Genomic DNA, 23,722 nt, shown 5'->3' with positions numbered 1-23,722 from the left:
TCATTTGTATAGGAGGTAAGTTATGTTGGATAGCTTTATTTCTATAAGATGTAGGTTGGCTCTTTATAGTTTTGGTGTTCTTTGTATCTTTTTTTGTACAGTATTTTTGGTGAATCAGAAGGTGTATGCAGAAGATGTACCGTGGACATCAGTTTCAAATGAGGGAGAACGTGTACTTTTTCAAGAATAATCTTTGTATAGTATTAATCGAAGGGGAGAAGATCTTGTTTCACCTTCATTTGAAGGGCGTAAACATGGTGGGGAAGATTGGGGATACTTATTAAGAGACAGTAATTTTAATTATCCATCTAATATTCTTACACATTCTATAATAGGAAGAGATGATCGAATTAGAGTTACTGATACAACTTTGTATCCTTATAGGGCTATAGTACACTTAGTAATTCAATTTAATGGACAAGAAGTTTATGGATGTACAGGAGCGCTAATTAGTAAAGATACAGTATTTACAGTTGGGCACTGTGTTTATAATAAAAAGCTTGGTGGATGGGCAAAAAATGTTATTGTGACTCCTGGTAGAAATGGAAACCAAGCACCGTATTTGCCTTATAGTTTGACAAAGCTTTATTCAGTAAATGGATGGACTGATGATAGAGATTCGGAATTTGATTATGGAGCCATTAAATTAAATGGATCTCCTGGAGATTATACAGGTTGGTTAGGATATAGAACTACTAACGTAGAGTCTCCAAAGGGGTTACTCGCAGTAGTTCCAGGGTATCCGTGTGATAAAGTAGGAAATGAAAAATATACTATGTGGACAGATTATGGACCAATTGAAGGCACTAGTCCTAGAATGTTAACATATAGGATGGACACTTATGGATGTCAAAGTGGAGCACCTGTATATCATGAATATTCTCGTACGGGTGTAACAATAATAGCTACCGATACAGTAGGAAGTAGTTCTTTGAATTCTGGAAACCGGGTGACAGACGATGTTTTTAATAATCTTAAAAAATGGTCTGAATAAATATAATAACCTTATATGGATTTTATGTTGTATATTGGTCATTATCATAATGTCTAGTTCTATAGCAAATAATGAAAAGAAGTTTAGTAAGGTTGTTAATTATGTAACTTTTCACGTGAAAAATAAAGAAAAACAGCCAATAAAAGGTTTTGAAATTATACTTATGAAAGACGAATCACCTGAGCCGAGTAAAGAAATTGGGATTTCAATAGGGAAAACGGATGAAGAAGGGAAAGTTATTTGGAAGAATGTGAGGAAGGGAAATTATATCATATTTTTACCAAATAGTGAGACGCAAATAGTTAGGGTTAATGATAGAGATGAAACGAGAGTAATAAATATATTATTGTAGAAAACGAATCCATTTTGAAAAAAAAATAATCAAAATGGATTCGTTTTTATATGGAGTTTTTGTTTACCAGACAGGTCGTATATTTGATGATAATTTCTCTGTATTTTCTTTAGTAACGAATGTTGTTAAATCTTCTTTTAGCATTTGCATTCGTTCTGTACCTATGTTTTCAATCCATCGCTGCTCTATTTCAGCTACTATTTCTTCTTTAGCTTTCATTACTGCTAAACCACGTTCGGTTAAAACAATGATTTTACCCCTTTTATCAGTAGGATGTGTTTTACGTGTAACGTAGCCATTACTCTCAAGAGAATCCACCATTTTACTTATAGCTTGTTTGGAAATCCCTAAATACTCAGCTAGCTCTATACCAGTTGCCCCATTAGGAAGGATGCGTTTGAACATAAAACCATGTGCTGGCCTAATATCTTCAAATCCTAATTCACTTAATTTGTCATGTAGCTCAGTAATTAATGTGCTAAATGATAATGATAAAAGCGATGTAAGATCTAACTCGTTAAATGTTTGATCCATATATATAACCTCCGCACTTGTAGTCAATTAAATTGACTATATGTAATACTTATTGTACTATACACAATATAGTCAATCAAATTGACTATATTGTATTGGTAGAACAAATAATGATTTATATAATATAGAATCAATGGAGGTTTCACATGGTTAATATTGTGAAAATTAGAGGGAGTGTATTTGCACCATATGCATTGCTGGAACCTATTAAGGATCCTGCAACAGGAAGATCGTTTGAATATGCTGGAGATGCACGTGAGTTTACACCATACGCGGTGAACGCAAAGCGTTCAAGATTAGAACAAGAAGTGAATATTGATTTTTATAAAAGAGAAATTTTCACATATGCAGATGCTTGTATCGTCACAGTGAAGATTACAAATCCAGATGGCTCAACCGAGTATCAAAAAGGAGAAACAAGTACAGAAAACATTGTATGTACTAATATCGTATGGGGCGAGGATGAAGTTTCATTTGAAATGAGAGCAAGTGCCAGTAATCCGTTAAATGCGGCAGCACCTGCAGCTGATTATTTGTTGGCTATACGAGTTAATAAAAGTGGTACTGTGCATGTTGAAGGTGTACATGATGGTTTCCCTTGCTATGAATTTTATAAACAAGTAGATTTTGGTTCGTTTGAATTAATATATACACATGATTTTAGAGAAACAAATGACACTCCAGCAGCACTAGCTGGAGAGATGGAATACAGCTTTAAAACGACAGTCTAAACATAAATATAGCACTATTTTTTAGAAGGAAGTAGAAAAGTAAAAGAGAAATCTATTGGTTTTAGGATTGAAATTATGGTCTATTTTACTCAATAGTATTCAGTATTTAAAATAAAATTATAGAGGTGTTTCTGATGACTAATATCGTAAAAATTAGAGCCAGTGTATTTATTCCAATGTCTTGGACTGAAGCTAAAAAGGATATGGAAACAGGGCAAGTAATCCAATTTGAAGGTGATTCACGTGAATTTACACCACATGCGGTAAATACGATGCGCTCTAGAGTAGAGCAAGAGGTAGTAGTTGATTTTTATAAAGAAGAAGTGTTTTCATATGCGAACACGGGTATTACGACAGAGAAGGTTACAAGTCCAGATGGTTCTGTGAGTAAAAGAACAGGGAAAGCAAGTACAGAAAATATTGTGTGTACTAATATCACATGGAATTCTGAAGGTGTGCAATTCAAAATGAGTGCGAGTGCAAGTAATCCATTAAATGTATATGCACCTCCTGTGGATTATGTATTAAATGTATGTGTGAAACAGGATGGTAGTATTGATATTCAAGGAGAGCATGATGGATTCCCTTGTTTTGAATTTTATAAGCAAGTAGATTTCGGTTCATTTGAAAAAATATATACACATGATTTTAGAGAAACTGGTGATACAGCGGCAGCGCTAGGCGGGAACATGGATTATAGTTTTACAAAGAGATTATAGGAAGTATGGCAATGGAACGATGGGTTGCTTCATTTGTAAAGAACTTGGAGATGAATAAGTTCTTTTTTATTTGTTTCGAATTTGTGAAAGAAAGACATATATATTGAAAATGCTTTTTGTATATTTTATCATATACCCATACGGGTATTAGTTTTATTTTTGATACATTGAGAAAATAAACAATATGGAGGTTTGAAATATGTCTAGAAAAATTATAGTAGTAGGCGGAGTTGCGGGCGGGGCATCAGTGGCTGCAAGGCTTCGTCGTTTAAGTGAAGAAGATGAAATTATTATGGTTGAACGCGGTGAATACATTTCATTTGCAAATTGTGGATTACCATACTATATTGGCGATGTTATTACAGAAAGACAAAAGTTATTAGTACAAACTGTTGAAAAGATGTCTAAGCGTTTTAATTTAGATATACGTGTATTGAGTGAAGTGGTAAAGATTAATAAAGAAGAGAAAACAATTACTATAAAGAATGTAACGACAAATGAAACATATAACGAGGAATATGATGTGTTAATTCTGTCACCAGGAGCAAAGCCAATTGTTCCACCTATTCCGGGAATTGAAGAAGCGAAGGCGTTATTTACGTTACGAAATGTACCTGATACAGATCGTATTAAAGCATACGTTGATGAGCAGAAACCACGTCATGCGACGGTTATTGGTGGCGGGTTTATTGGTGTGGAGATGGTTGAAAATTTAAGAGAACGTGGAATTGATGTTACTCTTGTAGAGATGGCAAATCAAGTGATGCCACCAATCGATTATGAAATGGCAGTATATGTGCATGAGCATATGAAAAAACACGATGTTGAGCTTGTTTTTGAAGATGGTGTAGATGCATTAGAAGAGAGCGGGAATGTTGTACGTTTAAAAAGTGGCTCAATTATAGAGACAGATATGATTATTTTAGCAATTGGTGTACAACCAGAGAGTAGTTTAGCGAAGGATGCAGGATTAGCATTAGGAGTTAGAGGGACGATAAAAGTAAATGAGAAATTTCAAACATCGGATCCACATGTATATGCAATTGGTGATGCGATTGAAGTGAAAGATTTTGTCACAGAAACAGAAACGATGATTCCTTTAGCGTGGCCAGCTAATCGTCAAGGTCGCATGTTAGCAGATATTATTCATGGTCATACGGATTCTTTATATAAAAGTACGCTCGGAACTTCTGTAGCTAAAGTTTTTGATTTAACGGTTGCTTCGACGGGAGTAAATGAGAAAATATTAAAACGATTAAATATACCCTATGAGGTAGTGCATGTACAGGCAAATTCGCATGCGGGATACTACCCGAATGCTACGCCAGTGCTAATAAAATTAATTTTTAATAAAGATAGTGGGAAAATTTACGGAGCACAGGCTCTAGGACGTGACGGTGTAGATAAGCGTATGGATGTTATCGCAACGGCAATAAAAGCAAATTTAACTGTACTTGATTTGCCAGATTTAGAATTATCATATGCCCCGCCCTATTCTTCTGCAAAAGACCCTGTAAACATGGTAGGGTATGCAGCAAGTAATATAGTAGATGGTTTTGTGGACACAGTACAATGGCATGAAATAGATCGTATTGTTGAAAATGGTGGATATCTTATTGATGTTCGAGAGCCTAATGAACTAAAACAAGGAATGATTAAAGGTTCTATTAATATTCCGTTAGATGAATTACGTGATCGTTTAGATGAGGTGCCGGTAGATAAAGAAATATATATTACTTGTCAACTTGGTATGAGAGGGTATGTAGCAGCACGCATGTTAATGGAAAAAGGGTATAAGGTAAAGAATGTAGATGGTGGTTTTAAATTGTATGGAACGGTAGTACCAGAACGTGTTGTATATTGATATTTTTTCATCTTCCACTTCAAAATTTGGTGGAAGATGAAAGCCTATAGATTAAGGTTTCGCTTTGTATTTTGTGAATGTATAAGGTAAAAATTAAAAATAGGGGTTTACAAAATACCCTGTAGGGTATAATATATTGTCATAGGTTATAAATAGTGACATAATGGTAATGAGGTGATTATACAATGGAATATAATCAAGACATGAAAAATAGATTAAAGCGTATTGAAGGGCAAGTTCGTGGTGTGCTTCGTATGATGGAAGAAGGAAAAGATTGCCGAGAGGTTATTACACAGTTAACGGCATCTCGTTCTGCACTTGATCGTACAATTGGACTTGTTGTTGGAACGAATTTAGAGCAATGTTTGCGTGAACAGTTTGAAAGTGGTAATGGTTCAAATGAAGAGTTAATTAAAGAAGCTGTTCAATTACTTGTAAAAAGCCGATAATCTGTCAAACGTAAGTGTTGACAGATTTTCAAAAACATTTTAATATACCCCTACAGGTATATGTGTATAAATTATGGAGGAATCGACTATGAGTATAAAAGTGGATATGAGTTTAGATTGTAAAGGGTTAGCTTGTCCGATGCCGATTGTGAAAACGAAGAAGGCGATAGAAGGGTTGACATCAGGACAAGTGATTGAAATTAAGGCAACAGATAAAGGATCTACAGTAGATATACAAAGCTGGGCAAATAAAGTAGGGCATCAATATATCGGGACGAAACAAGAGGGCGATGTTTTGATGCACTACATTAGGAAAGCGCATGAGCATGAAGTGAATGAAGTAGCAAAGTATCCTCATACAATTACGAATGTAGAGTTGGAAGAGATATTATTAAGTGATGAAGAGTGTATTGTATTAGATGTTCGAGAAGCAGCGGAATTCGCTTTTGGTCATATTCCATCGGCCATTTCGATGCCGTTAGGAGAGTTAGACAGTGCAGCGTTAGATCAGACGAAACAAATTTATGTTGTTTGCCGAACTGGTAACCGTAGTGATGTAGCTTGCCACATGTTGAAAGAGAAAGGTTATGCAAATGTGAAAAATGTTATTCCCGGTATGATAGAGTGGCAAGGGAATATAGAGAATTAAATTTTTTTAAATAAAAATATACCTCAGGGGGTAAGAAGATGGAAGTTAAATCATTACAAGCAAAAGATGTTGCAGAGAAAGTTTTATTCGGAGAGTTGTTTATTTTAGATGTTCGTAATGAGAAGGATTATGAAGATTGGAAAATTGAAGGAAAACAAGTTTCTTCTATTAATAAACCTTATTTTGATTTGTTAGATGGTGTAGATCATATTGTAAGTGAATTACCTAAGGATAAAGATGTTTTAGTAGTATGTGCAAAAGAAGGGTCTTCTATATTTGTGGCAGAGCAGTTAACAGAGGCTGGATTAGAAAATATTTATTATTTAGCTGGTGGTATGAAGGCATGGAGTGAATATGTAAAGCCTGTAAAAGTTGGAGATTTAAAAAATGGCGGAAGTATGTATCAGTTTAACCGTCTTGGAAAAGGCTGTTTATCTTATATGGTCGTTTCAAACGGTGAAGCAGCAGTTATTGATGCAGTAAGAACAGTTGAAGCGTATGAAGAATTTGCGAAAGAGCATGGCGTTACGATTACGAATGTAATGGATACACATTTACATGCAGACCATATTTCTGGAGGACGTAAGTTAGCGGAAAAAGTAGGTGGTACGTATTGGTTACCGCCAAAAGATACGGAGGAAGTTGTTTTCTCATACGAACCGCTTGTTGAAGGATCTGTTATTACGGTTGGGGGTACTAAAATTGAAATTGACGCATTATACTCACCAGGGCATACGATTGGAAGTACATCATTTATTGTAGATAATTCCTATTTATTATCAGGCGATATTTTATTTGTAGATTCAATCGGGCGTCCAGATCTTGCTGGGAAGGCTGAAGATTGGGTAAGTGATTTAAGTAATACTTTGTATAGCCGATATAAAGAACTATCTCAAAGTTTAATTGTGTTACCGGCTCATTATTCAAAAATAAGTGAAATGGACGAAAGTGGTATTGTTAGTGCAAAATTAAAAGATTTATTTGAGCATAATGAAGGATTAAATATTGAGGATGAGGGAGAGTTCCGTAAAGTTGTAACAGAAAACTTACCACCTCAGCCAAATGCATATGAAGAAATCCGTCAAACGAATATGGGTAAAATTCACCCGAGTGTGGATGAAGAGCGTGAAATGGAGATTGGTCCCAATCGTTGTGCAGTTCATAATTAATTTGGCTTCAAATGAAATAAAAACAGGAGGTATATAAGATGAAAGTGAAAGAAGTATTAGATGCGAAAGGATTAGCATGTCCAATGCCGATTGTAAGAACGAAGAAGGCAATGGAAGCATTACAATCGGGGGAAGTATTAGAAGTACACGTAACAGATAAAGGTGCAATTAAAGATATTCCAGCATGGTCACAAAAAGGTGGTCATGAAGTGTTAAAGCATACAGAAGAAGATGGCGAATTAAAGTTCTGGATTAAGAAAGCTTAATTATAAAAACAGGAGGTATACAAGATGGAAGTGAAAGAAGTATTAAATGTAAAAGGATTAGCATGTCCAATGCCAATTGTAAAAACAAAGAAGGCAATGGAAGCATTACAATCGGGGGAAGTATTAGAAGTACACGTAACAGATAAAGGTGCGATTAAAGATATTCCAGCATGGTCACAAAAAGGCGGTCATGAAGTGTTAAAACACACGGAAGAAGCTGGTGAATTAAAGTTCTGGATCAAGAAAGCATAGCATTTTAATAATAAGTGGAAGATTACATCCCCTGCGTATTATTGAAAGTAAAGAGGATAATCATATATGTCTTATATAGTTATATCCCTAATAGTATTAATGCTAGGAGTTTTAGTAAAACGTTACATTCCGGTTTTAAACGTTGCATATATTTCGTTAGAACAAGTAAGGGAAATGGAAAGTGTTGTTGTAGATGTACGCAATTATACAAAGAGTCATAGTGATAACACGTCTAGAATTATGTGTATACCGTATGCGTATTTAAAACGGTATTATCATGAAATACCAAATAAGCCTTTGCATCTTATTGTTCATAATAAAGTGGATCGGAATTTAAGTGTTCGTTTGTTAAGAAAGAAAGGGTTCCATATTCAAAGTTATAGTATATATTTGGATGGGAAAAAAGCACAGAAGGAGTTTAAATAGCTTTATGGATGTAAAGACAATCTTGAATGTAGTCTTAATTGTACTTGTATCGTGGTTTATTATTTCTCGCTTCTTACCAGTTAGAGGAGTAAGAAATATTTCAGGGAAAGAATTAAAACGTATGATGGGGCAAAAGAATAAACAATTTATCGATGTTCGTACAGTAGGTGAATATAGAGGAAATCATATGAAAGGATTTCAAAATATCCCGCTAAATGACTTGGCTAGTAAGACAAATCAATTAGATAAGAATAGGGAAGTAATCGTTATTTGTCAGAGTGGAATGAGAAGTAAACAAGCAGCAAAGGTATTAAAAAAATTAGGATTTCAGCACGTTATCAATGTTTCAGGCGGTATGAATGGTTTGTGAGGAGGAAATGTAAAATGAAAGAAATGACAGCAAAAGAATTAGAAGAAAAATTGTTACGTAAAGAAGCAGTAAATATCGTAGACGTACGTGAAGTAGAAGAAGTAGCTGAAGGGAAAATTCCAGAAGCGTGTAATATTCCACTAGGACTATTGGAGTTTCGTATGCATGAGTTGGATAAAAAGAAAGAGTATATTATCGTTTGTCGTTCTGGCGGAAGAAGTGCACGAGCTGTTCAATTTTTAGAGAGCTACGGTTTTCAAGTGATCAATATGGTAGGTGGTATGTTAGCGTGGGAAGGTAAAGTAGAATAGGGCGAAACAATTTTTTATAAAAATAAAAATACCCCTATAGGTAATTGGAGGAAAAACAACATGGAACAACAGAAGAAAACAACAATCGTTTTATTTAGCGGAGATTATGATAAAGCGATGGCTGCTTATATTATTGCAAATGGTGCAGCGGCGTATGATCAAGAGGTAACTATTTTTCATACTTTCTGGGGATTAAATGCTTTAAGGAAAGATGAACATGTGAAGGTAAAGAAAACTTTCATCGAAAAAGTATTTGGAAAAATGATGCCACGCGGTGCTGATAAGATGGGATTATCGAAAATGAATTTTGCAGGTATGGGACCAAAGATGATTAAAGGTATTATGAAAAAACATAATGCGATGCCTTTACCAGATTTAATAGATTTGGCGAAAGAACAGGGGATTAAACTTGTCGCTTGTCAAATGACAGTAGATTTATTAGGGTTAAAAGAGGAAGAGATTATGGAAGGGGTAGAGTTTGCAGGAGTAGGAGCTTATTTAGCTGATGCTTCGGATGGGAATGTAAACTTATTCATTTAAATGACCTTCTTTTTAGAAGGCGGGGGATATAAGATGAGTTTAGTCGTATTACTTTTTATAATTGGATTTATAGGATCGTTTATATCAGGAATGGTTGGAATTGGCGGTGCAATTATTAATTATCCGATGATTTTATACATTCCGGTATTGCTAGGGTTTACTGGTTATACTGCACATGAAGTGAGTGGTATTACAGCGGTGCAAGTATTCTTTGCAACTTTCGCAGGGGCATGGGCTTATCGGAAAAGTAATGATATGGATAAAACGCTCGTTGTGTATATGGGAGCTAGTATATTAATAGGAAGTTTCATAGGTAGTTTTGGTGCTAATGCATTAGAGGAACATACGGTCAATGTTGTTTATGCAGCGTTAGCAACAATTGCTGCTATTATGATGTTCGTACCGAAACGAAATAATGGTGATGAATTGAAATATAATAAATGGATAGCAAGTTTGTTAGCATTTATTGTAGGCGGAGCATCAGGCATTATAGGTGCTGGAGGTTCGTTCCTTTTAGTTCCGATTATGCTAGTTATTTTAAAATTGCCGATACGTACAACGATAGCAACATCTATCGCTATTACGTTTATTTCTTCAGTAGGGATTACAACTGGAAAAGTAATAACTGGACAAGTAGTTGTAATTCCAGCTCTTATTATTGCGATTGCAAGTATCTTTGCAGCGCCGCTTGGAGCGCGAGTAGGGAAAAAGATCAATCAAAAAGCACTGCAATATATGTTATCGATTTTGATTGTAGGTACAGCTATTAAGATGTGGATTGATATGATATTGAAATAAAAGGATGGCGCTGCTTGCAGCCCATCCTTTTATTTATGCCCAAATCACTTTCATTAAGTTTTTATATTCGTCATTTGCTAATTTATATAGCATTCTCGTATGTTCAAAGACAAGTGCTGGATTAAAGTTTGGCTCTGAGAATGCAAGAGATGTTGAAATATCAATTGCATTTTGCTTGTTTAATGTGAATTTTGCAAATCGATAAGATGTATTTAATTCATTAATGGTATGTAAAACATCATTTGTTGCTGCTTCATTAGGTACGTGAGCAACATTGAAGCAGTATATATCTACAGTAGGATGTTCGTTTTGGAAAGCAGCGATAAGTTGAATTTTTGCGCCAGCTTCTGTCTCTAATCCTACTGAAAAATGAACAGAACCATCATTTTCATCTATATTTTCTTCCATGTATATATCGTTTGACTTTAAGTAGTCTTTAAAATCTGAGATGTTATGTTTTACTGCAGCTTTCATATGTATGAGCCCCCTGATAATTGGAATAGATTGCTACTATTTATTATAATTTAAAAATATTAAAAAAGATAGTTAGAAAGTTCTGATTTTTGATTGTGACGGAATAAAAAGAAGCAGTACTCTACCTCCATAGAGAACTGCTTCTTTATTATTCATTGTCGTTAGACGATGTTTCTGTATCTTCATTGCTATTTTTATTTTTCATTTCATTGTTACTTGATTCGCGTTCACTTGAATTTTCAGATTTAGATTCTTTTGTTTTCTCTGTATTTGTTTTCTTCGAATCAGAGTCTGTTTTTGTATATGCAGGTAATCCGAGATGAGCACGAAGATCGTTTGTAACTTTTGCTAATTCTTTTTTATCTGGATTGTAGTAATACGTTCGGCCGCCACCAGCGGATTTGCTACATGTATCGTCACCTTTTTCCATATAGCAGTCGTCACCTTGAATTTGTAATTTCTCGATTTCTGAATCCGATCCGTACTTATAGAATGAAAGCATATCATCAAATGTTAAGTTTGTAACGAATTGTCCGTTAATATCATCAATGATGTTGCCAACTTTTGTTACAGAACCAACACTTGTTAGTTTCTTTAAAATAGCCTCGATAACGAGTTGTTGACGTTGTCCACGCATTGCATCACTATCGATGTGTCTTGTCCTAGCAAGAGCAAGAGCTTCTTCGCCATTTAACTTTTGAACACCTTTTTCTAGGTGAATTGCCTCTGCATTATCATTGCTATCTTGCTCAGTAAATTCAACTGGTACATCAACTTCAATACCGCCCAAGTCATCGACGATTTTTATAAATGATTTAAAGTTAAATTTCACAAAATAATCGACAGGAACATTCATTAATTTTTCAACTGCATCAATGCTTGCTTGTGGTCCACCATTTTTTCCATTTTTAGCAGAACCGAATGCATGAGCGTGTGTAATTTTATCTTTTTTCTTTTCTATTGGAATATAAGTATATGTGTCACGTGGGATACTTAATAGTTTTACAGTTTTGCTATCTTTATTAAACGTTGCAAGTAATAGTGCATCCGTTCTTATAGCTTCACCATATTCTTTTCCTCGGACATCGCTTTCATCGACACCCATTACTAAGACAGAGACATTGTTTGTAATAGGTTTTACAACTTTATCACGTAAATCAGATTTATCACCGCGTGCTAAATCGTGTGCGGCATTTCGAACAGCAGAAGATGCTTTATTTACTAAAAACCAAGTATAACCGCCACCTACTATTAAAAAGAATAGAATAACGCTTATAATAATTTTTATTTTTTTCTTACTTTTTTTCGGTTTACTGCGTGTATTTTCTTGCAAAGATGGGTTTTGCTCCATTTCCTGTACTCCTTCATTTGGATTGAAATACGACACTCATATCCACTTATTATAATGAAATTTGACGAAAAAAAACATTACAAAACATTTACATTTCGTAAAAATTCAATATATTTATAAAAAGTCAGATATTCTATATTATATTTTTTAGATGTAGAATAAGTATAAGTTGTTTTAGTAGAAATGAAAATATGTATTGTGAGAAAGTGATAGAGAAGTAAGATTTGTTGAAATATAGCCAAGAAGAAACGAGTAGGTTTACTTATTTCTTCTATATAATAAAGAAGAAATTTAGGGATAAAGGAGAGAGCATAATGAATCATACATCATTCCGAGCAATTGTTGTGAACGAAACAGAAAGTAAGCAGTTTGTAAGAAACGTTGTAGCGAGAGAAGTAAGTAGTTTACCTGAAGGGGACGTATTCATACAGGTTCATTATTCTTCACTAAATTATAAAGACGCTCTTTCAGCCACTGGTAATAAAGGTGTTACGAGAACATATCCTCATACGCCAGGAATTGATGCAGCAGGAGTGGTTGTGAGTAGTAAAGATGCTACCATTAAGGCGGGAGATCAAGTCATTGTAACGGGATATGATTTAGGGATGAATACTTCTGGTGGTTTCGGAGAATATATTCGCGTGCCGGCATCTTGGATTGTCCCTTTACCAGAGGGAATGTCATTAAAGGAAAGTATGATGTACGGGACGGCAGGTTTTACAGCCGCTTTATCAGTATATAAGCTTATTAGAGCAGGGGTAACGTCTAGTATGGGCGATGTTTTAGTAACGGGTGCTACAGGCGGCGTAGGAAGTGTAGCTGTTAGTATTTTAAGTAAGTTAGGGTTTAGCGTAGTAGGAGCGACAGGAAAAATGGAAGAGGAACAGATGCTACTACGTCTAGGAGCGAAAAAGGTGATTCATCGCGCAGAATTGAATGATGAATCAGGAAGACCAATGCTTAAAGGAATATACGCCGGAGTTATCGATACTGTAGGTGGGCATATGTTAGAAACAGTTTTAAAAACGGTAAAGTATGGCGGGTGCATAACGACATGCGGTAATGTGGCAGGCCATGAATTACAAACAACGGTATATCCGTTTATTTTACGAGGCATAAGCCTGTTAGGAGTAGATTCTGTACAGTGCCCAGTAGATGTGAGAAGAGATGTATGGACGCTCCTAGCAAATGAATGGGAAAACAAAGATTTACTATCTTATACAGAAGAATGTACATTAGAAGAATTAGATGAGAAGTTTACACTTATATTGCAAGGAAAGTTAAAAGGAAGAACGGTTGTAAATATGAAATGAAAAAAGAGACGCTAACGTAAGCGTCTCTTTCTTATTATAATGATTGTTTTAAATTGACTTTACCTTGTTCACCTAAAACACCATCAGCGATATTTACAGCGTGATCGCCAATGCGCTCTAAGTTACTTACCATATCAACGAAGATGATACTTGCATCACCTGAACAGCTACGTTCATTCAGACGTAATACGTGACGTTTACGAAGAACACGTTCCATTTGATCGATTTTGCGTTCTTTTGCAATAACTGTTTGAGCTAGTTCAGTATCGAAGTTTGTTAAAGCTTCAACTGCGTCTTGTAATGTTGAAATTGTTAACTCAAGCATTTCATTTAATTCAGCTAATGCTTCGCTTGATAAAGAAACACGATTTGAAATTTGGAAATCTACAAGCTCTACAAGGTTTTCTACATGATCACCGACACGTTCAATATCTCCAACAACACCTGCTAGGACTGAATGCTTCTCAGAGTCTGTCGGTGAAAGTGGTTTTTCTGATAGTAAAACTAAATACTCGGTAATTTTTTTATCTAAATTGTTAATAGCTCCTTCTAATTGAGTAGCCATGTTCGCGTGTTTTTTGTCTTGTGTATTTAAAAATTGATTTGCTTCTTTTAATCCATGTAATGAAAAATCAGCCATACGAATAATCTCTTTTTGAGCTTCTGTTAAAGCGATAGCTGGAGATTGTTCAATAAAGATTGGATTTAAATGTTGCGGTTTGAAATCAATAGCAGCATCTTCACCACGAATAATTTTTGTTACAATCCATGCTAATACAGCGATGAATGGGAACTGAATAATTGTATTCGTTACGTTAAATGTCCCGTGTGCGAATGCAATTGTCATTTCTGGATTTAAGTTTAATGACGTTTGGAAATATTGGATTAAGCTTGTAAATGGTACTAATAAAATTGTAAAGATGATTGTACCGATAATATTAAAGATAACGTGAACTAATGCTGCACGTCTTGCGGCAATTGAAGTACCGATTGCTGCTAATACTGCTGTAATTGTTGTACCGATGTTATCACCGAATAATACAGGAAGGGCAGCTTGTAAATCGATTGCACCTTGACCGAATAGTTCTTGTAATATACCGATTGTTGCACTTGAACTTTGTACAATTAAAGTGAAGACTGTACCAACAACAATACCTAAAATTGGATTGTCACTCATGCTAACCGTTAATTCTTGGAATGACTCTAAAGAACGAAGAGGCTTCATACCTGCGCTCATTAATTCTAAGCCGAAGAATAACATACCAAAACCGAATACAACTTGACCTATAGAATGTACTTTTTTATTTTTAAAGAAGAATAGTAAGATTGCTCCAACTGCCATAACTGGAAGTGCGTATTCTCCGATTTTAATTCCGATAATAAATGCAGTAACTGTCGTACCGATGTTCGCACCCATAATAACACCAATTGCTTGTCTTAATGTCATAAATCCGGCACTTACAAGACCGACTGTTAAAGCGGTTGTTCCTGAACTTGATTGGATTAATACAGTAACTAACATACCTGCTAGTACACCCATCAGTGGGTTTGTTGTAAAACGATCTAGAATATCGCGAAGACGATCTCCAGCTGCTTGTTGCAGTCCATCGCCCATGTATTTAATCCCGAATAAGAAAATACCTAATCCACCAATGAACTGGAAGATCATATCTTGAACATTATATTCCACGCATTCCACTCCTTAAATTTCATGTACGATGTAATTATTAACTGAACCGTGAGGCAGTGTAAACGGTTTGCTAGTAAAATTTACACTAAATTTACAAAGAGAAGAAAAGTTTACAATTACTTAAAGAAACAGCTGTATTTTATTGGTTTTCATCTTATATAAATCTTAATTTTGTAAAGAAATCACACTTTTTAGAATAGTATTGTTCGGTTGAATATCAAGGAAAGCGTCTGCGAGTTCATCGTATATTTTTTGATGAAAATTTAAAAAATATGTAGGAAAATGCATGTAGTTTTATAACATCAAAAATAAGATAAAAAAGCCACTGGAATTATCCAGCAGCTTTTTCTGTGTTTTTATTTCCATGCTTTTGTCTTCTTACACTTGTAATGTAAATGAATAGGAAAGCAATAAGTAATAGAGAGGAATAACGATATACAGTTGCGTAGTTTGTAAAATGTGCAATGAATCCAAAAATAATCGCGCCAGCACCAATTCCAAGGTCAAATGCTGAGAAGAATGTAGCTGTTGCGACTCCTCGTCGGTGCGGTGCTACTCGGTCAATCATCCACGCTTGTAGTGCAGGTTGAATCGCTCCGAAACCACTTCCGTAGCATGCTGCTGCAATAATTAAGCTTGGAATGGTAGTTGTATACGACAATAAAATAATCCCTGTAAACGTAATAATAACTCCTGGAATAATTACGAAGGAATGACCTTTCGCATCATATAACTTTCCGGAAAATGGACGAGTAACAGCGATTGCAAGTGCATTAAATAAGAAGAAGAGGCTTATATCAGCAATGCCGACTTCCGTAGCAAATAACGTAATAAAGCTTCCGATTCCCCCGTACATTAATGTAATACATAATATTAATAATGAAGGAAGTAAAGCTTTACGTTCAATAAATCCATCAAGGAAGGTACCAGATGTTTGCTGTGGTGATTGCGGCGATTTTTTGATTTGAAGTAGTTTCGTTAATATTAATGAAACAATTGTACAGGAAAGTGCACATAAAAAAAGAATCGTGAAGTTATATGTTTGCATAAGCCAAAGTCCGATAAGTGGACCGAGCGCCATTGCAATCGTTCCAGAAAGACCGAAATATCCCATGCCTTCACCGCGGCGAGCTTGCGGAATTAAATCTGAAACGACAGTTCCATATGTAGTCGTTGTAATACCAAAACCAGCTCCGTGTAAAATTCGAACGGCAAGCAATAGGAAAACAGTTGAAGCGAAAAGATAACTACCCATAGCGAGTAAACAAATAGCAGTACCGATCATTAAAATGATTTTTTTGCTGAATTTTTGCAAGGCATTTCCAGTTAGCGGTCTAACAAAAAGTGCCGCAACAGTAAACATGCCGACAACAAATCCGATATTGGAACTTGTACCTCCTATTTCTTTCACATAAACAGGTAAAGTAGGAATTAACATTTGAAACCCTAAAAACATACATAAGTTTGCTAGAATTAGCGCGACAAATTCTTTTGTCCATAACGGTTCTCGTTTTACGAGTATTGCTTCTCCCATGTATTCATCCCCTATATAAAAAATTTCTCTTTTCTTTCGAGTATATGTATTGGCCAATGTAACAGTCAAGGAAGGTGCCTTGAAAACGTACAACAATTTTCGAGGTGAAAAACTGACAAATTCGTGTAAAAGCTACACAACTATGAAAAAAAGTTGTAAAGTATAGATGTATAGACTTGTAGTTGTTATGAATGATAGAAATTATTTTTTCTTTAAAGAAAGCGGATTCAAAAAGTAGTGAATGAGAAGGGGATATATACTTTTTCACTACATATATTTGAAAAGGTTTACAAAACAATGAAGAAAGAGGCGTGTACATATGAGACGATTAGGTATTTCTATTTATCCAGAACATTCAACAGTAGAGAAAGATAAGGAATATTTAACATTAGCAAGTAAATACGGATTTACACGTGTATTCACATGCTTATTGTCTGTAGATGGAGAAAAAGAGAAAATTATAGAAGAGTTTAAAGAAACGATCTCTCATGCAAATGCATTAGGGTTCCAAGTGTTAGTTGATATTAGTCCAGCTGTTTTTGAACAACTAGGTATTTCGTATAATGATTTATCGTTCTTCCATGAACTAGGTGCGTACGGTATTCGTTTAGATGTTGGTTTCTCAGGATTAGAAGAATCAATTATGACGTACAATCCGTATGGCTTAAAAATTGAAATTAATATGAGTAACGGTACGAAGTATGTAGATAATATTATGAGTCATAGACCAAATCGTGAAAATTTAATTGGTTGCCATAATTTTTATCCGCATCGTTATTCTGGATTATCATATGATCATTTTATGAAATGCTCGAAACAATTTAAAGATTACGGTATGAGAACGGCTGCTTTTATTTCATCATTTGATGCAACATATGGACCTTGGCCAGTAACAGAAGGATTATGTACGTTAGAGCAGCATCGTGAATTACCAATGACAACACAAGCGAAGCATTTATTTGCAACAGAATTAATTGATGATGTTATTATTGCGAATGCTTATGCATCAGAAGTAGAATTACAAGCACTAGGTGCATTAAATAAAGAGAAACAAACATTTGATATAAAGTTATATGATACAACGACAGAACTAGAAAAAATTATCGTATTAGACGAACCTCATTTTTATCGCGGGGATGTATCTGAATATATGATTCGCTCTACACAAAGCCGTGTGAAATATAAAAAAGAAGAGTTTAAACCTCATCATACACGTGAAATTAAGCGCGGCGATCTTCTAATTGATAATGAGCAATATGGCCAATATAAAGGTGAATTGCAAATTGCATTAAAAGATATGGTGAATACAGGAAAAACAAATGTAGTTGGTCGAATTGTAGAAGAAGAGATTTTCTTATTAGATTATTTGCAAGCATGGGATAAATTCGGATTTACATTAAAGAAATAGATAAATTAAAAAAGGAAAAAACTACTGATCTCAGCAGCTTTTTCCTTTTTATATATAAATTGCGAGAGGAAGAGCTATGACAAAGGTGCATCAGCGATTAGTTTCTATTTTAGAGGAGTTTTTAGAGGAGAAATCGATGTTAAATCGAGCTTTTTTAGCGAGCCGTTTACATGTATCAACGAAGACGATTCAAAAAGATATAAAATTATTAAATGATATATTGGAAGAAAATGGAGCAAAAATTGAATCGCAAAGAGGGACTGGATACGAACTAGAAATTATACAAGCGAAGAAGTTTGAAGAGTTTTGCGTGAGTCTATTTCAAAAACAGACAGAAAAAATCCCAACTTCTTATGAAGAAAGGGTAGCTTACATTCTGCAACGCATTTTAACGACTGAGGGATATGTGAAGCTTTCACAGTTAGCAGAGGAGATTTATGTAAGTAAATCGACAGTAAATTTAATTATGAAAGATGTTACAGATATATGTGGTCGCTATCAATTACAAATTGAAAAGAGACCGTATTATGGTATACGTATTGTCGGAGAGGAGTTTCATATTCGTTCTTGTTTATCACAATATGGTTTACCGCGTTATGACCATACTCCGTTTCATGAGCAATTTGAGCAGAGTGATACATACTTATCGTTACCTCATATACCGCGTATCCGTTCGGTTATATTAAAGTATATCGAAGGAGGAACGATATATTTATCAGATATAGAAATAGATAATTTAGTCATTCATATTGCAATTGCATTAAAGCGTTGTGAAGATCAACATTATATGAAAGGACTACATGTAGAGCAAGCTGAACTTATAATAAAGAAAGAATATACAATTGCGAAAGAGATTTTAGAGGATTTAGAGAAAGAGTTGCATTTTTCATTCCCAGAAGAAGAAGTTTTATATGTGACGATGCATTTATTAAGCACTGCTGTTACAACGAAAGATCGTTATGAAAATGTGGAAGAACTATTAGGAAAAGATCTATATGCATTCATGCAACATATTCTTTTTAAAGTAGCGGAAGAACGGAATCTTATTTTTTATTATGATGAAGAATTATTATTCGGGTTTGGTGTTCATTTAAAAACGTTATTAAATCGTTTGAAGTATAAGTTAAATACGAGAAATCCTCTTTTGGCAGAAGTGAAAAAGAATTATCCGTATGCTTTTGAAATTGCGGTTCTCGTTGGAGATATAATTGGTGAATACACGGGAGAATCGATTCCGGAAAGTGAAATTGGTTATATTGCGATTCACTTCGGCGGAGCGATGAGCCGTTTACAGGAACAGAATCAAAAGAAAAGATGTTTATTAGTTTGTGCGACTGGTCAAGGAAGTGCTCAACTATTGAAATATAAAATTCTATCACAGTTCCGAGATAAATTAGAGATTGTAGGGATTACAGGTTATTATCAATTGAAAGTAGAAGATCTCTACAAAGAAAAGATAGATTGTATTATTAGTACGATTCATATACCAAGTGGTTTACCTGTGCCTGTTATAAAAGTAAACTCAATATTTGATGATAAAGAGATTAAGTCAATTGGTCAGCAGTTATTTACGCATGTGAATACTAGTGTGCAGCAATATATGAAGGAAGATTTAATCTTTTTAAATTACAGTGCTTCTACGAAGGAAGAGGTTATCCAATTTTTATGTGAGAAAGCTGCTGAAAAAAATTATGTACCAGAAAACTTTTATGACTCTGTTATGGAAAGAGAGAATACATCCCCTACAGCGGTTGGGAATTTAGTTGCGATTCCACATCCGATGCAGTTATTAAGTGAGAAAACATTTTTGATGTTTTGTACACTTGATAAAGCGGTTGACTGGGGAGATAAGAAAGTACAAGTTATTATTTTATTTAGTGTAAAGCGCAATAATAATGAAGATTTACAAAAGCTTTATGATTTTTTATATGATATTATGTCTAATCAAAATACGATAGAGAAATTAGCTCAGGCTGAAGTGGTTGAAGATTTTCAAGAGATATTATTATCGTTATAAGAGAAGTATATAAAAACTTCCGTTACACAACGGAAGTTTTTTATGTTTAATTGTATGCGTTTTCATAATAAGATAACAATATAGAAAAAAGATGGCTTGGGGGAATTTGAAATGACTGATATGCAAACTCCATTTGCGTTAATTTTACATGGTGGCAACGCGAGAAGCGCGTCACTTGAAGCAATTGCTTTTGCAAGACAAGGAGATTTTGAGAATGCGAGTGAAAAGATGAAACTTGCTAGGGAAGAAATTTCAGCAGCTCATCGTATTCAAACAGACTTAATTCAAGAAGAAGCAAGAGGAAATCATGCAGAAATCAGTTTACTGTTAGTGCATGCACAAGATCATTTAATGAATGCAATTACAGTGAAAGAACTTGCGGAAGAATTTATCACTCTTCATAAACGGATAGAAGAGAAAGTGACAGTATAAGATGTACATTTTATTATGTTGTGCAGCAGGCATGTCAACGAGTATGGTTGTAAGAAAAATGCAAGAAGAGGCAATGAAACAAGGGAAGGATTATAAAATTAAAGCAGTTGATTCAGAACTTGTGAAACTGGAAATAAAAAATGCTGATGTTGTTTTAATTGGTCCGCAAGTGAAATATTTATTTCCAGCCGTACAGTTTCTTGCAAATTCATACAATATACCAGTTGCGATTATAGACCAACGAGATTATGGCATGTGTGATGGTTTGAAAGTATTGAAACAAGCAGAACAATTAGTTTTAGCATAATTATATTTTTTTAAATATAAACATTATAATGTTATAACTTTATTTCATTCTTTCATAGAAAAGAGGAAGAGGAGGGGTTTTGATGAATGGTTTTATGAGTTTTATGGAACAAAAGATTATGCCAACAACACAAAAGATTGCCGGACAGCGACATTTATTAGCAATTCGAAACGGGGTTATTTCTACATTACCGTTAACGATTGTCGGATCATTTTTCGTTATCTTTTTAAACTTACCAATTGATGCATATATGGAGTGGATTGCACCGTTTCGCCATATTTTAGATATTCCATTCCGATTTACAGTAGGACTAATGGCATTATATGCAGCATTTGGGGTAGGGGCTTCGCTCGCGAACTTTTATCAGCTCAATCAGTTAAGTGCAGGGTTATTATCTGTACTCGCCTTTTTACTAGCATCAGTTGAACCCATTCAAATTACGAAAGCCGTACCAGGTGTTATTGATGCAGGTAGATACATTTCAGTAGGAACATTAAGTGCAACATCTTTATTCGGCGCAATTGTTACAGCTTTAATTGCAGTAGAAATTTATCACTTTATGATTAAGCATAATATCTCAATTAAATTACCAGATAGTGTACCACCAGCAGTTTCAAATTCGTTTGCAGCATTAATTCCAACGTTAGCAGTTATTCTTTTATTCTGGGGCATTCGCTACGGCTTGAAATTTGATGTAAATACAACAATCACATATTTAATCGCACCACTAAAATCAGTATTAGTAGGAAATAATTTATTCGGCGGTTTATTAACAGTATTCTTAATCGTATTCTTCTGGTCATTCGGTATACATGGCCCTGCGATTTTAGGACCGATCATTCGTCCAATGTGGGATTCTGCAATTCTTGAAAATATGGAAGTATTCACAGCTACAGGAAATGCACATCAATTACCAAACTTATTTACAGAGCAATTTATTCAATGGTTCGTATGGATTGGTGGATCAGGCTCAACGTTAGCTTTAGTAATTATGTTTATGTTCTCTAAATCTAAGTTCTTAAAAGAGTTAGGTAGATTATCATTCGTGCCAGGCTTATTCAATATTAATGAACCAATTATTTTCGGGGCACCAATTGTAATGAACCCAATCTTAATTATTCCGTTCGTAATTACACCGTTAGTTACAACGACAGTATCATATTTCGCAGTTGTTTCAGGTATGATTCCGATGATGATGGCGAAATTGCCATTTACGATGTTAGCGCCAATTGCAGCGGTTATTAGTACGGACTGGACAATTATGGCTGGTGTACTTGTACTTGTTAACTTTGTTATCTCATTCGTTATTTACTATCCGTTCTTCAAAATGTATGAGAAACAACAATTAGCAGGAGAGGAGAAAGAAAAATGCTCGGAGCAATTATCATCTTAATTACATTTGTAGCGGGGCAGTGTATTGCACATTATTCAAAATGGGTACAAAGTAAATCTTTATTAGTTTTACTACTAGTATCAATTGTATTTATCGGTTGTTCAATGGGTGCTTATGTAATGCTAAGCTTACAATCACCGTACGTTATCATTGTACCAACGATTTTATGTGCAACATGTTTATCTGCAAAATATAGATTTACGAGCATGGCATTAATACAACGTGTGAAGGAGATGCAAAAGCATGGAGCGTAAATTAGGAATTTCACTTTATCCAGAGCATTCAACGAAAGAAAAAGATATGGCATACATTTCGGCAGCGGCACGCCACGGTTTTTCAAGAATATTCACATGCCTATTGTCTGTGAATCGTCCGAAAGAAGAAATTGTAGCTGAATTTAAAGAAATTATTCATCATGCGAAAGATAACAATATGGAAGTTATTTTAGATGTAGCTCCAGCTGTCTTTGTTCAGCTCGGTATTAGTTATAGTGATCTATCATTTTTCGCAGAGTTAGGTGCAGACGGTATTCGATTAGATTTAGGGTTTGACGGATTAACTGAAGCGAAAATGACAAATAACCCGTACGGCTTAAAAATTGAGCTAAACGTAAGTAACGATATTGCATACTTAGAAAATATTCTTTCGCATCAAGCGAATAAGTCAGCTTTAATCGGTTGTCATAACTTCTATCCGCAAAAATTTACTGGACTTCCATACGAATATTTCATTCGCTGTAGTGAACGCTTTAAAAAACATGGTATTCGCACGGCAGCGTTTATTACGTCACATGCAGCTAACATCGGCCCATGGGATATTAACGACGGATTATGTACATTAGAAGAGCATCGTAACTTACCGATTGAAGTACAAGCGAAACATTTATGGGCGACAGGGCTTATTGATGACGTTATTATCGGAAATGCTTATGCGAGTGAAGAAGAGTTAGAGAAACTAGGAAACTTAAATCGTTACATGTTACAGTTAAAGGTACACTTTGTAGACGAGGCGACTGAAGTAGAGAAGAGAGCCACGCTACAAGAATTACATGTAAGACGCGGCGATATAACAGAATATATGGTGCGCTCTACAGAAGTACGTAAGAAATACAAAGACTATGACTTCCCGGTGCGCGAAAGTGTACGACAGGAAAGAGGGCAAGTTGTAATTGGAAACAATTCATTTGGTAAGTATAAAGGTGAACTACAAATCATTCTAAAAGAAATGCCGATAGATGAGCGGAAAAATATTGTCGGTACAATTGCAGAAGAAGAGTTATTCTTACTAGATTATGTAGGAGCTTGGACGCAGTTTACTTGTGTGGAATAGGGGAGTGAAAAAAGAGGATGCTGTGGCATCCTCTTTTTTCTGTTGAAATG

At 34.9% G+C, this 23,722-nt stretch carries 27 protein-coding genes and 1 pseudogene; 23 read left to right on the top strand and 5 right to left on the bottom strand.

Annotation, left to right across the window (positions count from 1 at the left end; genetic code table 11):
- The first annotated feature begins 22 nt into the window (after positions 1 to 22).
- Both QCI73_RS23565 and QCI73_RS23560 read left to right on the top strand, forming a co-directional pair.
- Positions 23 to 994 (top strand): annotated as a pseudogene (locus QCI73_RS23565) (trypsin-like serine peptidase).
- On the top strand, positions 960 to 1,346 hold the full coding sequence (locus tag QCI73_RS23560) for a DUF2606 family protein (RefSeq protein ID WP_000478589.1): 387 nt from the start codon (positions 960 to 962) through the stop codon (positions 1,344 to 1,346). Before QCI73_RS23565 ends, QCI73_RS23560 begins: the two are co-directional and overlap by 35 nt.
- 63 nt (positions 1,347 to 1,409) lie before the next feature.
- On the opposite strand, the gene QCI73_RS23555 is transcribed toward QCI73_RS23560, so the two are convergent.
- On the bottom strand, positions 1,410 to 1,880 hold the full coding sequence (locus tag QCI73_RS23555) for a MarR family winged helix-turn-helix transcriptional regulator (protein ID WP_098229270.1): 471 nt from the start codon (positions 1,878 to 1,880) through the stop codon (positions 1,410 to 1,412).
- Positions 1,881 to 2,026: 146 nt separating this feature from the next.
- On the opposite strand from QCI73_RS23555, the gene QCI73_RS23550 reads away from it, so the two are divergent.
- From QCI73_RS23550 to QCI73_RS23490, 13 genes are all read left to right on the top strand, one after another.
- Entirely contained in the window at positions 2,027 to 2,611 is a 585-nt protein-coding gene (locus tag QCI73_RS23550; RefSeq protein WP_098229269.1) for a DUF3238 domain-containing protein, read from the top strand.
- Positions 2,612 to 2,745: 134 nt separating this feature from the next.
- Positions 2,746 to 3,330: a DUF3238 domain-containing protein gene (locus QCI73_RS23545; RefSeq protein ID WP_098229268.1), complete on the top strand. Its 585-nt coding sequence runs from the start codon at positions 2,746 to 2,748 to the stop codon at positions 3,328 to 3,330.
- Positions 3,331 to 3,529: 199 nt separating this feature from the next.
- Positions 3,530 to 5,194, top strand: a complete 1,665-nt coding sequence (gene cdr, locus QCI73_RS23540) for a CoA-disulfide reductase (RefSeq protein WP_353823867.1) — start codon at positions 3,530 to 3,532, stop codon at positions 5,192 to 5,194.
- A gap of 185 nt (positions 5,195 to 5,379) precedes the next feature.
- Positions 5,380 to 5,643, top strand: a complete 264-nt coding sequence (locus QCI73_RS23535) for a metal-sensitive transcriptional regulator (RefSeq protein ID WP_000456206.1) — start codon at positions 5,380 to 5,382, stop codon at positions 5,641 to 5,643.
- Positions 5,644 to 5,731: 88 nt separating this feature from the next.
- Entirely contained in the window at positions 5,732 to 6,292 is a 561-nt protein-coding gene (locus QCI73_RS23530) for a sulfurtransferase TusA family protein (protein ID WP_353823866.1), read from the top strand.
- 38 nt (positions 6,293 to 6,330) lie between these two features.
- Positions 6,331 to 7,461, top strand: a complete 1,131-nt coding sequence (locus QCI73_RS23525) for an MBL fold metallo-hydrolase (protein WP_353823865.1) — start codon at positions 6,331 to 6,333, stop codon at positions 7,459 to 7,461.
- A gap of 38 nt (positions 7,462 to 7,499) precedes the next feature.
- Positions 7,500 to 7,727, top strand: coding sequence for a sulfurtransferase TusA family protein (locus QCI73_RS23520; protein ID WP_074602655.1), 228 nt, complete (start codon positions 7,500 to 7,502; stop codon positions 7,725 to 7,727).
- Between the two features lie 24 nt (positions 7,728 to 7,751).
- Entirely contained in the window at positions 7,752 to 7,979 is a 228-nt protein-coding gene (locus tag QCI73_RS23515) for a sulfurtransferase TusA family protein (protein ID WP_074602656.1), read from the top strand.
- Between the two features lie 66 nt (positions 7,980 to 8,045).
- Entirely contained in the window at positions 8,046 to 8,405 is a 360-nt protein-coding gene (locus QCI73_RS23510) for a hypothetical protein (protein ID WP_048554275.1), read from the top strand.
- Positions 8,406 to 8,409: 4 nt separating this feature from the next.
- Positions 8,410 to 8,775 carry a rhodanese-like domain-containing protein gene (locus QCI73_RS23505; RefSeq protein ID WP_048554273.1) on the top strand — a complete coding sequence of 122 codons (366 nt, stop codon included), beginning with the start codon at positions 8,410 to 8,412 and terminating at the stop codon, positions 8,773 to 8,775.
- Positions 8,776 to 8,789: 14 nt separating this feature from the next.
- Positions 8,790 to 9,086 (top strand): rhodanese-like domain-containing protein, encoded by a 297-nt coding sequence (locus QCI73_RS23500; protein WP_000661797.1) that lies wholly within the window; start codon positions 8,790 to 8,792, stop codon positions 9,084 to 9,086.
- A gap of 60 nt (positions 9,087 to 9,146) precedes the next feature.
- Positions 9,147 to 9,626, top strand: coding sequence for a DsrE/DsrF/DrsH-like family protein (locus QCI73_RS23495; RefSeq protein ID WP_000437728.1), 480 nt, complete (start codon positions 9,147 to 9,149; stop codon positions 9,624 to 9,626).
- Between the two features lie 33 nt (positions 9,627 to 9,659).
- On the top strand, positions 9,660 to 10,424 hold the full coding sequence (locus QCI73_RS23490; protein WP_000060723.1) for a sulfite exporter TauE/SafE family protein: 765 nt from the start codon (positions 9,660 to 9,662) through the stop codon (positions 10,422 to 10,424).
- A 33-nt stretch (positions 10,425 to 10,457) separates the two neighbouring features.
- Here the strand turns inward: QCI73_RS23490 and QCI73_RS23485 are convergent, their stop codons facing one another.
- On the bottom strand, positions 10,458 to 10,898 hold the full coding sequence (locus QCI73_RS23485) for a YbjN domain-containing protein (RefSeq protein ID WP_000642365.1): 441 nt from the start codon (positions 10,896 to 10,898) through the stop codon (positions 10,458 to 10,460).
- Between the two features lie 148 nt (positions 10,899 to 11,046).
- The gene (locus tag QCI73_RS23480) at positions 11,047 to 12,249 is read right to left on the bottom strand and encodes an LCP family protein (protein WP_074602658.1); all 1,203 of its coding nucleotides are present in this window, start codon (positions 12,247 to 12,249) and stop codon (positions 11,047 to 11,049) included.
- 314 nt (positions 12,250 to 12,563) lie between these two features.
- Between QCI73_RS23480 and QCI73_RS23475 the strand changes: the two genes are divergently transcribed.
- Positions 12,564 to 13,562: a YhdH/YhfP family quinone oxidoreductase gene (locus QCI73_RS23475; RefSeq protein WP_353823864.1), complete on the top strand. Its 999-nt coding sequence runs from the start codon at positions 12,564 to 12,566 to the stop codon at positions 13,560 to 13,562.
- Positions 13,563 to 13,596: 34 nt separating this feature from the next.
- On the opposite strand, the gene QCI73_RS23470 is transcribed toward QCI73_RS23475, so the two are convergent.
- A complete protein-coding gene (locus QCI73_RS23470) occupies positions 13,597 to 15,252 on the bottom strand; it encodes a Na/Pi cotransporter family protein (RefSeq protein ID WP_000456273.1) in 1,656 nt (551 codons plus the stop codon).
- Between the two features lie 331 nt (positions 15,253 to 15,583).
- Entirely contained in the window at positions 15,584 to 16,786 is a 1,203-nt protein-coding gene (locus tag QCI73_RS23465) for an MFS transporter (RefSeq protein WP_000503266.1), read from the bottom strand.
- Positions 16,787 to 17,105: 319 nt separating this feature from the next.
- Between QCI73_RS23465 and QCI73_RS23460 the strand changes: the two genes are divergently transcribed.
- From QCI73_RS23460 to QCI73_RS23430, 7 genes are all read left to right on the top strand, one after another.
- The gene (locus QCI73_RS23460; protein WP_353823863.1) at positions 17,106 to 18,194 is read left to right on the top strand and encodes a DUF871 domain-containing protein; all 1,089 of its coding nucleotides are present in this window, start codon (positions 17,106 to 17,108) and stop codon (positions 18,192 to 18,194) included.
- Positions 18,195 to 18,270: 76 nt separating this feature from the next.
- Entirely contained in the window at positions 18,271 to 20,211 is a 1,941-nt protein-coding gene (locus tag QCI73_RS23455) for a BglG family transcription antiterminator (RefSeq protein ID WP_353823862.1), read from the top strand.
- Between the two features lie 111 nt (positions 20,212 to 20,322).
- Complete coding sequence (locus tag QCI73_RS23450) at positions 20,323 to 20,643, top strand: PTS lactose/cellobiose transporter subunit IIA (protein ID WP_000131335.1); 321 nt, start codon at positions 20,323 to 20,325, stop codon at positions 20,641 to 20,643.
- Position 20,644: 1 nt separating this feature from the next.
- Positions 20,645 to 20,950 (top strand): PTS sugar transporter subunit IIB, encoded by a 306-nt coding sequence (locus tag QCI73_RS23445; protein WP_098925280.1) that lies wholly within the window; start codon positions 20,645 to 20,647, stop codon positions 20,948 to 20,950.
- 82 nt (positions 20,951 to 21,032) lie between these two features.
- Complete coding sequence (locus QCI73_RS23440) at positions 21,033 to 22,343, top strand: PTS sugar transporter subunit IIC (protein WP_001013055.1); 1,311 nt, start codon at positions 21,033 to 21,035, stop codon at positions 22,341 to 22,343.
- Positions 22,319 to 22,597, top strand: a complete 279-nt coding sequence (locus QCI73_RS23435) for a hypothetical protein (protein ID WP_000900035.1) — start codon at positions 22,319 to 22,321, stop codon at positions 22,595 to 22,597. Before QCI73_RS23440 ends, QCI73_RS23435 begins: the two co-directional genes overlap by 25 nt.
- Complete coding sequence (locus QCI73_RS23430) at positions 22,587 to 23,672, top strand: DUF871 domain-containing protein (RefSeq protein ID WP_353823861.1); 1,086 nt, start codon at positions 22,587 to 22,589, stop codon at positions 23,670 to 23,672. Before QCI73_RS23435 ends, QCI73_RS23430 begins: the two co-directional genes overlap by 11 nt.
- Positions 23,673 to 23,722 lie beyond the last annotated feature (50 nt).

This window comes from Bacillus cereus group sp. MG16 (assembly GCF_040459875.1).
In the GTDB taxonomy this organism is placed as follows: Bacteria; Bacillota; Bacilli; order Bacillales; family Bacillaceae_G; genus Bacillus_A; species Bacillus_A paranthracis.
The sequence above is the reverse complement of the archived record's forward strand: the minus strand, read 5'-3'. Positions and strand labels throughout refer to the sequence as shown.

Coding starts and splice junctions, on each gene's coding strand:
- QCI73_RS23445 (WP_098925280.1), top strand. CDS start 20,645: ATGTACATTTTATTATGTTGTGCAGCAGGCATGTCAACGAGTATGGTT.
- QCI73_RS23435 (WP_000900035.1), top strand. CDS start 22,319: ATGCTCGGAGCAATTATCATCTTAATTACATTTGTAGCGGGGCAGTGT.
- QCI73_RS23505 (WP_048554273.1), top strand. CDS start 8,410: ATGGATGTAAAGACAATCTTGAATGTAGTCTTAATTGTACTTGTATCG.
- QCI73_RS23535 (WP_000456206.1), top strand. CDS start 5,380: ATGGAATATAATCAAGACATGAAAAATAGATTAAAGCGTATTGAAGGG.
- QCI73_RS23500 (WP_000661797.1), top strand. CDS start 8,790: ATGAAAGAAATGACAGCAAAAGAATTAGAAGAAAAATTGTTACGTAAA.
- QCI73_RS23430 (WP_353823861.1), top strand. CDS start 22,587: ATGGAGCGTAAATTAGGAATTTCACTTTATCCAGAGCATTCAACGAAA.
- QCI73_RS23460 (WP_353823863.1), top strand. CDS start 17,106: ATGAGACGATTAGGTATTTCTATTTATCCAGAACATTCAACAGTAGAG.
- QCI73_RS23455 (WP_353823862.1), top strand. CDS start 18,271: ATGACAAAGGTGCATCAGCGATTAGTTTCTATTTTAGAGGAGTTTTTA.
- QCI73_RS23450 (WP_000131335.1), top strand. CDS start 20,323: ATGACTGATATGCAAACTCCATTTGCGTTAATTTTACATGGTGGCAAC.
- QCI73_RS23510 (WP_048554275.1), top strand. CDS start 8,046: ATGTCTTATATAGTTATATCCCTAATAGTATTAATGCTAGGAGTTTTA.
- cdr (WP_353823867.1), top strand. CDS start 3,530: ATGTCTAGAAAAATTATAGTAGTAGGCGGAGTTGCGGGCGGGGCATCA.
- QCI73_RS23480 (WP_074602658.1), bottom strand. CDS start 12,249: ATGGAGCAAAACCCATCTTTGCAAGAAAATACACGCAGTAAACCGAAA.
- QCI73_RS23465 (WP_000503266.1), bottom strand. CDS start 16,786: ATGGGAGAAGCAATACTCGTAAAACGAGAACCGTTATGGACAAAAGAA.
- QCI73_RS23530 (WP_353823866.1), top strand. CDS start 5,732: ATGAGTATAAAAGTGGATATGAGTTTAGATTGTAAAGGGTTAGCTTGT.
- QCI73_RS23560 (WP_000478589.1), top strand. CDS start 960: ATGTTTTTAATAATCTTAAAAAATGGTCTGAATAAATATAATAACCTT.
- QCI73_RS23550 (WP_098229269.1), top strand. CDS start 2,027: ATGGTTAATATTGTGAAAATTAGAGGGAGTGTATTTGCACCATATGCA.
- QCI73_RS23475 (WP_353823864.1), top strand. CDS start 12,564: ATGAATCATACATCATTCCGAGCAATTGTTGTGAACGAAACAGAAAGT.
- QCI73_RS23515 (WP_074602656.1), top strand. CDS start 7,752: ATGGAAGTGAAAGAAGTATTAAATGTAAAAGGATTAGCATGTCCAATG.
- QCI73_RS23545 (WP_098229268.1), top strand. CDS start 2,746: ATGACTAATATCGTAAAAATTAGAGCCAGTGTATTTATTCCAATGTCT.
- QCI73_RS23520 (WP_074602655.1), top strand. CDS start 7,500: ATGAAAGTGAAAGAAGTATTAGATGCGAAAGGATTAGCATGTCCAATG.
- QCI73_RS23485 (WP_000642365.1), bottom strand. CDS start 10,898: ATGAAAGCTGCAGTAAAACATAACATCTCAGATTTTAAAGACTACTTA.
- QCI73_RS23440 (WP_001013055.1), top strand. CDS start 21,033: ATGAATGGTTTTATGAGTTTTATGGAACAAAAGATTATGCCAACAACA.
- QCI73_RS23555 (WP_098229270.1), bottom strand. CDS start 1,880: ATGGATCAAACATTTAACGAGTTAGATCTTACATCGCTTTTATCATTA.
- QCI73_RS23495 (WP_000437728.1), top strand. CDS start 9,147: ATGGAACAACAGAAGAAAACAACAATCGTTTTATTTAGCGGAGATTAT.
- QCI73_RS23490 (WP_000060723.1), top strand. CDS start 9,660: ATGAGTTTAGTCGTATTACTTTTTATAATTGGATTTATAGGATCGTTT.
- QCI73_RS23525 (WP_353823865.1), top strand. CDS start 6,331: ATGGAAGTTAAATCATTACAAGCAAAAGATGTTGCAGAGAAAGTTTTA.